The sequence below is a fragment of the Kribbella koreensis genome, assembly GCF_039525325.1.
In the GTDB taxonomy this organism is placed as follows: domain Bacteria; phylum Actinomycetota; class Actinomycetes; order Propionibacteriales; family Kribbellaceae; genus Kribbella; species Kribbella koreensis.
Window position 1 is genome coordinate 426259 of sequence record NZ_BAAAHK010000003.1, and the last position, 13438, is coordinate 439696.

Here is a 13438-nt window from a genome sequence, read left to right on the forward strand (position 1 = left end):
CCGGTTGCGCCATGAACTCCTTGCCGGTCGTGGTCCTCGGCGCCGGCCCGGCCGGTGCCGTCGCCGCTGCCGAGCTCGCCCGCCGCGGGCTCCGTACGATCCTCGTCGGCCCACCACCCACCGCCACCCATACTCTGCTGGTGAGCCGGTACGCCGCCAACCTGGTCGCCGATCTAGTCCCGGACCTCCTAGCCGCCGGCACCCCGATCAACCGACTCGACGTCTCGTTCGGCACCCGCCCGCACCGCGTCATCTACGACGACTCAGACCTCACCGCCATCTCCTACCGAGACCTCACCAACCGCCTGCTCGCCACCGCCATCGCCCACGGCGTCGATCATCGCCCCTCCGCACCTGACCTCGCCGCCAGCCATCAAGTAGTTGCCACCGGCGCCAAACCCGCCGGCGCGGCAGGCACCGGCTTCGTCGTCAGCCGCGGCTACAACCTCCCACCCACATCAGCTCGCCTCCACCTGTCGCCACCCGACGCCGCCGACCCCCACGGACCACCCCTGGTCGTCCGCGTCGTCGGCACCACGATCAGCGTCACCAGGCTGGCCGGCAGCGCTCCCCCAGACGCCGAGCAACTACTCACCAGAGCCCTCGACGAGCTGGCCGACCTCGACCCAGCCTTCGCCGGAGCCCTACCGGACGGGCCGGCCACGATCTCCGGCGCAAGCAGCGCCTTCGCCCCCGAATCGGCCGCCGACGGCCATCGCCTGTACGTCGGCGACGCGGCCGGCCTCGTCAACCCGTTCACCGGCGAGGGCATCGGCCACGCCCTCCGCAGCGGGCTGCTGGCGGCCGAAGCGATCGCCGATTCCGACGACGCCGAGGCGGTCGCAGCGGCGTACAAGGCTGCTCTGCGTCGCAGTTTCGTCGGGTACTTCGAGACGGCACGCCACGCCGCTAGGCGCTATCACCTCGCGTGGCGCGTACTCGCCGACACCGCCGGCAGCGGCAGCTCGTTCTTCGCCAAAGGCCGTCGCGCCGTCCTGATGCCCGACGGGATCGCGGGCCTGGCCGGGCACGAACGCATCGACCTCCGCCCCACCGACGAGCTGACTGTCGCCCCGTTCCTCGCTGCCGCAAGCGACATCGCCGTCGGCGCCGTCCGGGGCGAATGGCCGTTCATCGCCTCCCTCATCGCCGCCGAACACCGCAACCGGCCCTCCGACGCCCGCCCAGCACTCCTGTTCGCCGGCGCCCTCATGTCGGCGGGTCGCCCACCCGATCTCCGCCGAGCCGAGTTGGCCGCAGCCGTCGAACTCGCAGTACTCGGCTCGCTGGCTCTCGTCGGTCCGCTCTCGACCACGCCGCTCGACCGCGGCGTGGACTGGCAGACCGCGACCTCGGTCCTCGCCGCCGACTTCCTGATGGCGCGGGCGGCTGAGCTGGTCGCGCGGCACGAACCGCAGTACAGCTGGGCGTTCTCGGACTGGCTCGGTGAGTTGAGCAGCGTCCGCGCCCGGGTGTGGACCGATGCGGCGTCGCCGTTGGAGTTGTTCGCGGCGATGTTCGAGTTCCCGGCGCGGATCGGCGCCGAGGTGGGTGGGGCGAGTGACGAGCAGGTTCGTGCTATCCGTCGGTTCGGGCGGTACTGCGGTGAGCTGTTCGTGCTCAGTGAGGACCTGCGCGGCCTGGCCGGGCACCCGACGCGGTTGGAGATCGGGCTCGACGATGCGCGCCGGGCGAAGATGAGCACGCGGCTGGAGGAGGCGGCGCTTCGTAGTACCAGGGCAAGCTCTTCGGAGGCGGCCGAGGCTGCGCTCGAGGAGATAGCCGACGGACCCGGCCGGCGGGTGCTGGCCGGGTTCGCCCGGTTGCTGGCTCGCTAGGTCGTCGCGTCGTACACGTTCCAGCCCGTGCCGACGACGTGCTCGGGCAGCTCGAACACCGTCTCCGGGTGGGCCGGGTCCCAGTTGCCGCTGTTGCCGATCGCGTGCAGCTCGCCGCTCGCCGGGAACTGCGCGATCCAGTCCGGGTAGGTGTCGTTGTCGACGTCGGCGACCACGCTCGCGCTGACCGAGTTGGCGTTCGGGGCGTTGACCAGGGTGTACCACTTGCCGACCCAGTTCCCGCTCGAGTCCTGGTCGGCGAACATGTCGAACAGCCAGATGCTGCCGTCGGTCATCGCGGTGAAGAAGTCCGGTACGCCGTCCGCGGTCAGGTCGGCCATGTCGAGCTGCCGCACCACCTGGTAGTCGTTGAACACCTTGCCGCGATAGCTGAACGTCGGCTTGCCGTTCACCATGCCGTCGTTCACGTACAGGTGCAGCGCGTTGTCACCCGTACTGCGGAACAGGATGTCCGCGCGGCCGTCGAGCTCCAGCGGATTGTTCGGGTCGCTGCCGACGAAGTCGGAGATGACGACCAGGTCAGCCACCTGCCAGCCGGTGCCGAACTGGTACTCCGTGCCGAAGGTCGCCGTCCCGTTGAACGTGCCGGTGTGCGGCGCGATGTAGAGGGTGCCGGTGGTGGAGATGCTCAGCAGGTCCTCGTCGCCGTCGGCGTCCAGATCGCCGCGCCCGATCCAGCGGCGGTCCGACATCCCGGTCTTCACCGTCACCGGCGCCCCGAAGGTCGACGCGTTGTTCAAGGTCCCCGACCCCGGATGCACGGCGACCTCCGCACCCCGCTTGGTCAACAGATCGAACTTCCCGTCCCCGGTCAGATCCGCGGGTCCGTCAACAGCTGTGCGGAAACCGAGAGCCGGCTTCGGCGCTGTCTGCAAGTTCTCGGCGCCGGGCGCAAGCTTCGGAGCATGTCCCGGCTGACTCGGCGGAGCTGCCGAAGCAGTACCTACCGACGTCAAGGCAGTAGAAGTCAAGGCGAGTACCGCTGTCGCAGCGGCAATGGTCAGGCGTCGGCGCAGTGGCGGTTGCGTGGTCAGCATTTCTTCACGCTAACCACGCATTCGGCTCCCTTCCTCCCTTTGCATCTCCTTCGAATAGCCCTGCACGCGGGTCGCACCCCGGCCACCCCGAACCGACGCCATAGAATCCGCCCGGTGACCTACGACGACCTTGACCCCTTCGAGCAGTTGAACGCGGCCGGCCTCCCCGAGCGGCAGCAGAAGATCCTGGTGGCGATCCGGGACTGGGTGGTCAAGCACGGGTACTCGCCGAGCACCCGGCAGATCGGTGAAGCCGTCGGCCTCCGCTCGTCCTCGACCGTCTCCCGGCACCTGACCAGCCTGGAGGAGAAGGGCTTCCTCAGCCGCAGCCAGTCGATGTCGCGGCCGATCGACGTCCGGATGTTCCTGCAGGACAGCCAGGCGCCGGCCGCGACGGACGACTCGGTCTCCGTCCCCGTCGTCGGCGACATCGCGGCCGGTACGCCGATCTCCGCGATCGAGCACCTCGACGACTCGCTCATGCTGCCCCGCGAGCTGACCGGCCGCGGCACGATCTTCGCCCTGCGGGTCCGCGGCGACTCGATGATCGACGCCGCGATCTGCGACGGCGACATGGTGGTGATCCGGCAGCAGTCCGAGGCGCACTCGGGCCAGATCGTCGCGGCGATGATCGACGAGGAGGCGACCGTCAAGGTGTACCGCCGTCGCAACGGCCACGTGTACCTGGAGCCGCGCAACCCGGCGTACGAGGTGATCGACGGCGACAACGCGACCATCCTCGGCATCGTCGTCTCGGTCCTTCGCAGCGTCTGATCAGCAGCGTCTGAGAAGCTGGCGATATGACGACCTTGGCTGAAGTGGTGGCGCTGGCGAGTGAGGACCAGGGACTCGCGGTGGTCTCGACCCTGCGCGCCGACCAGACCATCCAGTCCTCGCTGGTGAACGCCGGCGTCCTCGACCACCCGTCGACCGGCGAACCGGTGCTCGCCTTCGTCACCTACGGCAAGGTGAAGCTGGCCAATCTTCGGGTGCGCCCGCAGTTGTCGGTCACGTTCCGCAAGGGCTGGAAATGGGGCACCGTCGAGGGCAAGGCCCAGCTGGCCGGGCCGGACGACCCGCAGCCGTGGCTCGACGCCGAGTCGCTGCGAGTGTTGCTGCGCGACATCTTCACCGCCGCGGGTGGCACCCATGACGACTGGGACGAGTACGACCGGGTGATGGCCGAGCAGCGGCGTACCGCCGTACTGATCACGCCGGACCGCGTCTACGGCTGACTCGACTGACCTGTTGGGCCGGCGTACCGGCGTACCGGCCCAACAGGTTCAGCGGTTTCAGGCCAGCACTGGCAACAGTGATGGCCGATAGAGCGTTTCGCCCGACTCGTCGTCGACGATCGCCACCCGGACCTCGTCCGGCTCGTAGCGCAGGCGCGGTACCGCGAAGACAGCCGTCGCCTCGCGGTCGTCGTACGACGCCGTGTAGCTGATGAAGCGCCAGTCCCCTTCGTCCCAGTGGTCGCGGATTCCGGATCGCAGCAGCGCATTCACGGCCCGATAAGCGCTACTGCGCAGCAACTGGTGCTCCGAGGTTGCCAGCGGTACGCCGTACGAGGCCGTGTTCGCCAACGGATGCGTGAGCCTGACCTTGAGCCGACGCAACGGCAGCAACCAGTACCGGTCGAGCTCGGCCGACAAGGCGACGAACAGCATCACCTCGACGACCACCACCGCGACAGCAGTTGCTCCCGGCAACGACGCAGCCCAGCCCGTGTCCGCCATCGACGCCCCCGCCGCGGCAACCAACAGCAACCCCGCCCTGCCGAAGGATCGCCACGTCACGGGCGCCATCGCGGACCCCGCGCAACCGCAGGACGAATCCGGAGCCGCGATCCTCGTGTACGTCAGATAGCCGAGGAAGCCTACTGACAAAGCGATCGCGGCCAGGCTCTCCACCTTCCACACCGGCGGAAGCAGCAGCGACGCGGCGAGCAGCAACTCGACCGCGCCGACCGCACGGAACGCCGGCTCGGCCCGATCCTCGCCGACGAACCGCTTCAGAGCCGTCCGCCGCGCCCTGGCACCGACCAGTGGCCCGACGAGCTTCCCGTACGACGACCACACCAGCAGCGCGCTGATCACGAGCGCCTGGAGGGCCGCCACCTGTCCCATCATCGGCGGCCTCCCTACGCCGTCGCCGCGTAGATGGTGGCGACGTCGATCTCGTTGGTGTCCGGCCGCCAGGCGCCGATCACCTGGATGTGCTTGCCGACCTTCACCTTCGACATGTCGGCCACCGCGGGGGCGCCGTTGTAGACGGCCGCGCTGGTGCCCGGCACGACGTGACCGATGATCTTCGAGCCCTTGTGGTCCAGGTGCAGGGCGTTGAGTGCGATCCCGGTGACATGCACGTTGAGGTTCACGATGTTCACCCAGACCGACTCGGCGGCGATCGTACCGTCGGGCATCGCCACCCCCCGGGCGTACAGGCCGTCGCCGACCTTGACCTGGTCGAGCGTGGTCGGGCGGAGTTTCCAGACGCTGGTACCACCGGTCAGCCGGAGCCGGTGGAACCGGCCGTCGGAGCCGGAGACCAGGATCATGCTGCCGTCGCGGGCGGTGACCCGGCCCTCGGCGAAGTTCGGGTCGGGCGCGCCCGGTTCGGCGTTCTGGGCGCGGGCTGCGAAGGCGGTCTCAGGGGCGAGGGAGCCCATGGCGGTCGCGCCGACCAGGGTCGCGGTGCCCAGTACGGCGCCGCTGAGCAGGGTGCGTCGATCCATCGTGTTCGTCATCGGTCAGTCCCCCTCAGCCTGCGTCTACCTGGCACGGAATGAGCCCGGAGTTCAGACTCGCGATGGCGCTGAACGCCGCGGGGGTCAGGTCGATGACCCGGTTCGATGCGCAGGTACCGCCGCAGCAGGCCCGCTCGCCGCAGAACAGGTCGGTCTGCGGTCCGCAGTCGGCGATGCTGGTGGTGACGCGGGCGCCGGTACACAGGTTGGTGGTCTGGTGCCGGAAGCCGCAGGTCCGGCGGGAGACGCCGGTGATCCCGCAGCGGTCGGGACGGGTGATCGAGTAGCAGGCGTCCGAGGTGTTGGTCCAGGCGTGCTGCGAGCTCCCCGAGTTACAGGTGCCGCAGGCGCCGTGCCCGGCCGTTCCGCAGGGTCCCCATGCGTTGCCGCAGCAGAACCATGACACTTCGCCTTGCAATCCAGCCATTTCTCCTCCTAGGTCCAAGGGGCGGTTCGAACCTTTCGGCACCCTTATACGTCGCTGGGAGTGGGATATCTACAACTCAGCGTGGTTGTTGGTAACTTTTCACCCTGAGGTAAAGGTTGACGCGTCATCACGGAACCGTTTCAAACGGTTGCGTTTGGCAACGGCGGCGAAGGGCACCTGGCCGGTGTACGGAGCGTCTCGGACGCGGCTGACCGCCCTGCGGAGGGGGCGAACCGCGAGGCGCTCGACTCCGACGAAAGGGACGAGAGCGACATGGGTGTCTTCGACAACATGAAGGACAAGCTGACCGGCGCGGTCGACGACCACGGCGACAAGATCAGCGACGGCCTCGACAAGGCCGGCGACGCCGTCGACGAGAAGACCGGCGGCAAGTACGGCGACAAGATCGACCAGGGCACCGACCAGGCCAAGGACCGTCTCGACGCCCTCGACGGCCAGGACGACGACATCAGCTGACCCCTCACAGCACGAACGGGCCGCGAGCACCCCGCTCGCGGCCCGTTCCGTCGTACCGCAAGACCAAGAAGGCGGGGCTGGGAAGGCCATTTGGGAGTATCCCGTGGGCGGTCGCGGGACGCTTGGGACGGGTTGGGGAATGTCTTCGCAGGTCAGCGCGCCGGCCGTTCCGCAACTGGCACCACGGGGGTGAAAACCGGCACCAGGACGCGCCGTCACGCGGTTTACCCGAGGCCTCGCGCTGGGTAACTTCGTCATGTCGGCGCGTGCAAATGCACGTGCATTTGCCTCGTGCAAACCTCCGGGAGAACGTGATGTCAAGAAGCCCCCAGCCTGTACGCCGTCCGCGTGGCCGCCGTGCCGCGGTCCCTGTCCTGATCGTGCTGGTCCTCTGGGTCGTGCTGTTCTTGTCGGCCCTCGGTATCGCCGCCCTGCTGCTCGTGCGCGGCATGGCGGTCCCGGCAGTCGTCAGCTCGGTCGTCGCACTCGTCACCGCGGCGGCCACCGTCAGCGGGGCCCTCACCCGCAAGGCCGTCGCCGCCGCCAGGGGCATCTGATGTCTGGCAAGTCACTTCTGCCGAAGTTCGCCCGGCTGCTCAAGGAGGTCCGCGTCGACTCCGGCCTGACTGTCCGCCAACTGGCTCGGGTCCAGGGGTTCGCGCACTCACATGTCGTCCGGACAACCTCGACCGAGCACCTGCCGAGGTGGCCGCGCGTCCGCGGCTACCTCGACGGCTGCGGCGTGGGCGGCGATGTGCTCTACGCCTGGTGGGAATTGTGGTGCACGGTCCGCAGCGTCGAGCAGGAGCTGCGCCGGACGCACCCCGCCGGTGAGGACCGGCACTGGTACTGGGAAATGGTCGAACGGGATTGGCAAGCCGGCCTCCAGGCCATCAGCAAGCCCGACCCGCTCCTCGCGGCGCTCGAGTCGGTGACGACACTCGACGAGCTCGGCGCGGTCATCTCCGCGCTGGTCAGCCGGGCCGGCCTCGACTCGATCCGCAAGGTCGAGGCGCTGACCGACATCCCGAGGACGACCCTCAACCACTGGTTCAACGGCACCCGTGAACCAGACCCGGAGCGACTGCAGCTCCTGGTGACCAGACTCGAGGCGACCGACGCCGAACGACGCGGATTCGCCCAGGCACTCAGCCGGCTCGCATACGTCGCCTGCCCGGAACGCACCCGCCAGTCGAGGCCCTGCGTTCTGCACGGCTCCCACCGCGGCGTGCATCGCGCCGCGAACGGCGAGGAGTGGCTGGAGGACGGCGTGCTCGACGGCGTACGGGGCCCGAAGCAGTGGGTCACCGAGAGCCTTGGCCAGTCAGCTGGACCACACTGGTAGCTCAGGCCGGTACTACGTGCTGCATGGCTTCGGGGATTGTGTTGGTGACTAGGGCGCCGGTGGACTCCAGGGCCTGGCGGGTCATGGCGCCGCTGGCTACCAGGATGCAGGGGGCGCCAACTGCTTGGGCTGCGTGGGCGTCGTCTACTACGTCGCCGATCAGGACTACGTCGGCGGGGTTGAGATTTTGGGCTTCGAGGTGGCGGATGAGGTGGTCGGTTTTGGACTCGCCGCCGAGGGTGCCGGGGAGGCCGTCTACTCGCTGGAAGAGGTCGGTGAGACCGTGGCCGGCGATGGTGGGGACCAACTGACTGTGGAACCACATCGACAGCAAGGATTGCGTGCGGCCGGTCTCACGCCAGGCGGTCAGTTCGTCCGGTACGCCGGGTGCCAGCACGCTCGTGTGGAGCAACAGGTCGTACTTGTCGTGGTACAGCCGATCGACGCGCGCCCAGTCCTCGTCGTTCAGCGGCTGATCCAGCACCCGCTCGTAGCAGGCGCGCACCGGACGCGAGTAGAACTGCTGCCACTCCTCCCACCGCAAGGGCGCCCGCCCGAACTCGGCGCACACGTCGTTGACCGCCGCGAGCACCACCTCGTTGTCGTGCAACAAGGTGCCGTTCCAGTCCCAGACGACGTGCGATGCCTTCACGATCCTCACCGGCGCAACCCTAGGCGAGGTCCGTGTAGTTGACCGAAGCCCGGGTACTGGGGCGCTATGACTGACAAGAAGATCGCATTCCTGGTCGCCGCCGAGGGCATCGAGCGAGTGGAGCTCACCGAGCCGTGGAAGGCCGTCGCCGACGCCGGTCACCGGCCGGTGCTGCTCAGCCCCAAGACCGGCGATGTCCAGACCTTCGACCATCTCACCGCGAGCGAGAAGTTGCCCGTCGACCAAGCTGTCGGTGACGCATCGGTCGACGACTTCGCTGCTCTCGTCCTCCCCGGCGGCGTCGCCAACCCTGATGCACTCCGCACGGATGAGGCCGCGGTCGGGTTCGTCAAGGCTTTCGTCGACTCGGGCAAGCCGGTGGCGGCCATCTGCCACGCACCCTGGACGCTGATCGAGGCAGGCGTCGTCCGCGGCAAGACGGTGACGTCCTGGCCGAGCCTGCAGACCGATCTGCGCAACGCCGGCGCCACCTGGGTCGACGAGACGGTCGCCACCGACGGCAACCTGATCACCAGCCGCAACCCGGACGACCTGCCGGCCTTCAGCAAGGCTCTGCTCGACGCGATCGGCTGACCGCCGCCGGCCTCTGACCGTCGCTGGCATACTGGGCGGCCATGACCAAGTACACGCCTGAGGACCTCAACAAGCTCGGTGTCGGGGCGTTGCCCGGGCTGATCGGCATCGACTTCACCTCGGTGACTCCGGAACTCCTGCAGGCCCGTACGCCGGTACGCCCCGAACTGCTCGCGCCGAACGGCTATCTCCACGCCGGCACCGTCGTCAGCATCGCCGACACGCTCTGCGGCTACGGCACGATCATCAACCTGCCCGAGGGCTCGACCGGGTTCACGACGATCGAGCTGAAGAGTAATTTCCTCGGCACCGCCCGGGAGGGCGCCGTACTGTGCGAGGCCCGCCCGGTCCATCGCGGCCGGACCACCCAGGTGTGGGACGCGGACGTCACCAACGAGGACACCGGCCGCAAGATCGCGACCTTCCGCTGCACCCAGATGGTCCTCTGGCCGAAACCGTAGCTCTTAAAGGCGAATGGACTTCTTGTTCATGAACTCTTCGATTCCGGCCGGCCCAAGCTCCCGGCCCATCCCGGAGCGCTTGATCCCACCGAACGGCAGATCGGCCTGCGACCCACCAGCACTGTTCAGGTAGACCATGCCGGCCTCGATCTGATCGGCGACGCGACGGTTGCGGTCAGCGTCGGTGCCCCACACGCTGGCGCCGAGACCGAACGGCGAGTCGTTGGCGATCGCGATCGCCTCCTCTTCGGTCTCCGCCTTGAAGACCAGCACGACCGGCCCGAAGATCTCCTCGTAGTACGCGTCCATCTCCGGCGTGACGTCGGTCAGCACGGTCGCCTCGAGGTACGCGCCGGGCTCGATCCGCTGACCGCCGGCGCGGAGGGTGGCGCCCTGCCGGACCGCACGCTCGATCTGCTCGGCGACCTCGTCGGCCGCGGCGATCGAGGCCAGCGGGGGCAGCTTGGTCTCGGGGTCGGACGGGTCGCCGGGGAGGTAGAAGTCGGCCACCCGCTTGGTGAGTTTGTCGACGAACTCGTCGTACAGGTCGGCGAGCACGATCATCCGTTTGGGCGCGTTGCAGGACTGGCCGCAGTTGCGCATCCGGGCGGTCGCGGTCGCCTTGACCGTCTCGTCGAGGTCGGCGGAGTCGAGCACGATCAGTGGGTCGGAGCCGCCCAGTTCGAGCACGGTCTTCTTGAGGTGCTTGCCCGCGTCGGCCGCCACGGAGATGCCGGCTTGCTCGCTGCCGGTGAGCGAGACGCCCTGGATCCGCGGGTCGGCCAGGATCGCCGGGATCTGCCGGGAGGAGGCGAACGTGTTGACGTAGACGTCATCCGGTACGCCGGCGTCCCGTAGTACCGTCTCGATCGCTGCCGCCGACCGCGGGCAGATCGACGCGTGCTTGAGCAGGATCGTGTTGCCCAGCACGAGGTTGGGCGCGACGAACCGAGCCACCTGGTAGCACGGGAAGTTCCACGGCATGATCCCGAGCAACGGCCCGATCGGGTTCTTGGTGATCACGGCCCGCCCGCCCCTGATCGCCACCGGCTCATCGGCCAGCAGCTCCACCGCGTGGTCGGCGTAGTAGTTGAAGATGTCGACCACGATGCCGACCTCACCACGCCCCTCGTTGATCCGCTTCCCCATCTCCAGCGTCATGATCGCGGCCAGCTCATCAGCCCGCTCCGCGAACAACTCCGCCGCCCGCTTGACCACCGCAGCCCGCTCCACCACACTCCGCTGCCGCCAGGCCTGATACCCCGAGTGCACCCGGGCAACCGCCGCCTCCACCTCCTCAGCAGTCGAGTTCGGCACCTCTTCGACCAACACACCCGTCGCCGGATCAGTCACTGAATACATCGAACGCCCTCCGCCCTCGACAACACTGAGCCCCGCCAGGCTAGCGGGTTCGGCGCATACTGTATACATGCATCTCACCCTCGCGGGACCGGCCCGGACGGCCACGCACGCACAACCCCCGCAGCCGCTGCCGACACGCGCAGAGCAAGCGCTTGCCACTCACGTTTGGCATGCACTGGCGAACGGGTTCCGGCCCCCCACCCACAGGCCGCGGTTTTCCGCGAGATCAAGGGAAAACCGGCTGGGACGAGCGCGCCGGCATGAGGCAGGATGAAGCTCCGCATGTTTCCTTCGTCGATCGGACTCCGCCCGTGTCTGAGCAACGAAAGCTTCGGCTTGCCCTGCGCGCGACCGCTCTGCTGGCCGCCGTCTCGATTCCCGGCCTCGCGTTCGCGGCACCCGGTACGCCGGCCGCCCGGCCCGGCGCCGGATCTGTCGCCGCGGCCGTAGTACCGGCCGCCGAGAAGCCGGATCCCGTCAATCCCTGGCAGTTCGACCACTGGCCGCAGCAGCAGCCGTGGCAGGAGTCGGAGTTCGCGGCCAAGCGCGTCGCCCAGCCCGGCTTCGGGGAGGCGATCGATCCGCAGAACTGGGTCAACCCGGACCACATGACCTGGGCCGACTACAAGAAGCCGCCCGGTACGGACTGGGCCGACCCGAGCAAGAAGGGCTCGGTCCGGACGTTCAAGGGCGCGCTCGTGCTGGTCGACTACTCGAACCAGCCGTTCGTGATCACCCAGCCGAAGGCGTCGACGCCGTTCGGCAACCCGAGCGCCGAGGCCAACGGGATCCCGCGCGACCAGGTCGCCGACTTCTACCGCGACTTCCTCAACAAGCCGGGCGCGCTCAACCGCGGTCACACCATCCACGAGTACTGGATGGAGGACTCAGGCGGCCGGTACGGCGTCGATTTGACCGCCTTCGGCGCATACCGGCTGCCTGGCAAGTCGTACGAATACGGCATGGAGTTCCAGGACGGCACCGCCTGCCCCGCCGGCGACACCTGCAACAAGAACCTGCGGACCGACGCCCGCGCGGCATGGGTCGCCGACCAGGGTGCCGAAGTACCGGCCGGGTTCGACTTCGTGTACTACCTCAGCGCCGGCCAGGACGAGTCGTCCACCTGGCAGGAGTTCGGGTCGATGAAGTTCCCGACCAAGGAAGACGTCACCGACGACTTCGGCCCGCCGGACCCGTTGCTGCCGAACTGGTCGCTGACCCGGTACGTCCCGTGGACCTCCTGGGCGTCCGGCTCGACGCTGTGGCCCAACGCGGGCGGCGGCTCGACGACGCAGGCCGAGAGCTCCGGGATGTCCGTCTTCGCCCACGAGCTCAGCCACATCCTCGGGATCGGCGACAACTACAACAACCCGTTCGGCGTACCGGCGCGGCGTGACTACTCCGGCCCGTGGGAGATGCTCAGCCGCGGCACGTTCAACGGTCCCGGCGGTCCCCACAGCCGCTGGATGATCCCGGCCACCGGCGGCGCGTCGATGGGCGCGCAACACATGCTGCGCAACAAGATCAAGCTGCAGATGGTCGACGAGCAGAACGTACTCCGGCTGTCGCGCGAGGCCCTCGCACAGTCCGGCCTGGTGGTCGCCGACGTCACCGCCCGCGCGATCCAGCCGGGCGCGACCGACCTGTCCGGCATCAACATCGCGCTCGGCACCGGCGACCTCTCCCCCAAGTGCGACGTCAGCACCAACCCGATGTGCGACGGCGGCGGGTACAACAACTACACGATCGAGGTCGTCGACCGGGTCGGCACCGACTCGTTCACGCCCGACTCGGGCGTCCTGCTGACGAAGACCAAGAACGCCGATGCGGCGCCGTTCGAGTGGGTCATCGACGCGAACCCGCAGGACATCAACATGACCGACTACGTGCTGCCCGACGGCACCAAGGTCCCGATCACGATCGGCGACTACCGTCAGCTGTCCGACGCGCTCTTCCACGCCGGCACCAACTCGGGCAGCGAGTACGAGTACGTCGACCAGGCGAACCGGCTGCACTTCTACATCACCAACGTGCACCGCAACGCCAAGGGCGAACTCTCCTACACGGTCGCGATCCGCTCCCTCGACGGCGCCGGCCCGCAGAAGCGCGGCGTACGGGTACTGCCGACGGTCGGCCTTCCCGGCCAGTCCGGTGTCAGCACGTGCGTCTTCCCCCTCACCAACACCGGCAAGACGGCCCCGCCGCAAGGCACCCACCCCGACGACGTTGCGAAGTACCTCGACAACGACGTCTACCGCCTGTCCGCCAAGATCACCGGCAAGGGCTGGGCCCTGTCCCTCCCGAACGCCCTCGCCACCGCCAAAACCGGCACCACCATCAAGATCCCGGTCCAGGCCAAGGCAGCCGCCAAGGCATCGCCGGTAGCCAGCATCACGTTCACCGCCACCTCGGAATCCGACCCGACGAAGAAGTCCACCACCACCTGCCTGGCGATCGCCAAGTAGTCGCCTACCA

At 68.4% G+C, this 13438-nt stretch carries 15 protein-coding genes; 9 read left to right on the forward strand and 6 right to left on the reverse strand.

Going from position 1 to position 13438, the window contains the following annotated elements; genetic code table 11:
• Nucleotides 1-11: 11 nt before the first annotated feature.
• Nucleotides 12-1838, forward strand: a complete 1827-nt coding sequence (locus tag ABD116_RS05800; RefSeq protein ID WP_343966612.1) for a hypothetical protein — start codon at nt 12-14, stop codon at nt 1836-1838.
• Here ABD116_RS05800 and ABD116_RS05805 read toward each other — a convergent pair.
• Entirely contained in the window at nt 1835-2896 is a 1062-nt protein-coding gene (locus tag ABD116_RS05805; protein WP_343965591.1) for an FG-GAP repeat domain-containing protein, read from the reverse strand. The genes ABD116_RS05800 and ABD116_RS05805 overlap by 4 nt on opposite strands.
• A gap of 114 nt (nt 2897-3010) precedes the next feature.
• Here ABD116_RS05805 and lexA point away from each other — a divergent pair, with 114 nt between their 5' ends.
• Together lexA and ABD116_RS05815 are read left to right on the forward strand one after the other, a co-directional pair.
• On the forward strand, nt 3011-3670 hold the full coding sequence (lexA, locus tag ABD116_RS05810; RefSeq protein ID WP_343965593.1) for a transcriptional repressor LexA: 660 nt from the start codon (nt 3011-3013) through the stop codon (nt 3668-3670).
• A 26-nt stretch (nt 3671-3696) separates the two neighbouring features.
• The gene (locus tag ABD116_RS05815) at nt 3697-4131 is read left to right on the forward strand and encodes a TIGR03618 family F420-dependent PPOX class oxidoreductase (protein WP_343965595.1); all 435 of its coding nucleotides are present in this window, start codon (nt 3697-3699) and stop codon (nt 4129-4131) included.
• Between the two features lie 57 nt (nt 4132-4188).
• On the opposite strand, the gene ABD116_RS05820 is transcribed toward ABD116_RS05815, so the two are convergent.
• The 3 genes from ABD116_RS05820 to ABD116_RS05830 are packed head-to-tail and all read right to left on the reverse strand — an operon-like array spanning nt 4189 to nt 6072.
• Nucleotides 4189-5028: a MauE/DoxX family redox-associated membrane protein gene (locus ABD116_RS05820; protein ID WP_343965597.1), complete on the reverse strand. Its 840-nt coding sequence runs from the start codon at nt 5026-5028 to the stop codon at nt 4189-4191.
• An 11-nt stretch (nt 5029-5039) separates the two neighbouring features.
• A complete protein-coding gene (locus tag ABD116_RS05825) occupies nt 5040-5645 on the reverse strand; it encodes a cell wall protein (protein WP_343965600.1) in 606 nt (201 codons plus the stop codon).
• Between the two features lie 13 nt (nt 5646-5658).
• Nucleotides 5659-6072, reverse strand: a complete 414-nt coding sequence (locus tag ABD116_RS05830; protein WP_343965602.1) for an RlpA-like double-psi beta-barrel domain-containing protein — start codon at nt 6070-6072, stop codon at nt 5659-5661.
• A gap of 273 nt (nt 6073-6345) precedes the next feature.
• Here ABD116_RS05830 and ABD116_RS05835 point away from each other — a divergent pair, with 273 nt between their 5' ends.
• The 3 genes from ABD116_RS05835 (at nt 6346) to ABD116_RS05845 (ending at nt 7894) form a co-directional block, all read left to right on the forward strand.
• Nucleotides 6346-6549: an antitoxin gene (locus ABD116_RS05835; RefSeq protein WP_343965604.1), complete on the forward strand. Its 204-nt coding sequence runs from the start codon at nt 6346-6348 to the stop codon at nt 6547-6549.
• Nucleotides 6550-6863: 314 nt separating this feature from the next.
• Nucleotides 6864-7106: a hypothetical protein gene (locus tag ABD116_RS05840; protein WP_343965606.1), complete on the forward strand. Its 243-nt coding sequence runs from the start codon at nt 6864-6866 to the stop codon at nt 7104-7106.
• Complete coding sequence (locus ABD116_RS05845; RefSeq protein ID WP_343965608.1) at nt 7106-7894, forward strand: helix-turn-helix domain-containing protein; 789 nt, start codon at nt 7106-7108, stop codon at nt 7892-7894. Before ABD116_RS05840 ends, ABD116_RS05845 begins: the two co-directional genes overlap by 1 nt.
• Before the next feature lies 1 nt (nt 7895).
• On the opposite strand, the gene ABD116_RS05850 is transcribed toward ABD116_RS05845, so the two are convergent.
• Nucleotides 7896-8555, reverse strand: coding sequence for an HAD family hydrolase (locus tag ABD116_RS05850; RefSeq protein WP_343965610.1), 660 nt, complete (start codon nt 8553-8555; stop codon nt 7896-7898).
• A gap of 57 nt (nt 8556-8612) precedes the next feature.
• On the opposite strand from ABD116_RS05850, the gene ABD116_RS05855 reads away from it, so the two are divergent.
• Complete coding sequence (locus ABD116_RS05855; RefSeq protein WP_343965612.1) at nt 8613-9140, forward strand: type 1 glutamine amidotransferase domain-containing protein; 528 nt, start codon at nt 8613-8615, stop codon at nt 9138-9140.
• A gap of 41 nt (nt 9141-9181) precedes the next feature.
• Entirely contained in the window at nt 9182-9601 is a 420-nt protein-coding gene (locus ABD116_RS05860; RefSeq protein WP_343965614.1) for a PaaI family thioesterase, read from the forward strand.
• 3 nt (nt 9602-9604) lie between these two features.
• On the opposite strand, the gene ABD116_RS05865 is transcribed toward ABD116_RS05860, so the two are convergent.
• A complete protein-coding gene (locus ABD116_RS05865; RefSeq protein WP_343965616.1) occupies nt 9605-10963 on the reverse strand; it encodes an NAD-dependent succinate-semialdehyde dehydrogenase in 1359 nt (452 codons plus the stop codon).
• 311 nt (nt 10964-11274) lie between these two features.
• On the opposite strand from ABD116_RS05865, the gene ABD116_RS05870 reads away from it, so the two are divergent.
• Nucleotides 11275-13428, forward strand: a complete 2154-nt coding sequence (locus ABD116_RS05870; RefSeq protein WP_343965618.1) for a M6 family metalloprotease domain-containing protein — start codon at nt 11275-11277, stop codon at nt 13426-13428.
• The last annotated feature ends 10 nt before the right edge of the window (nt 13429-13438 follow it).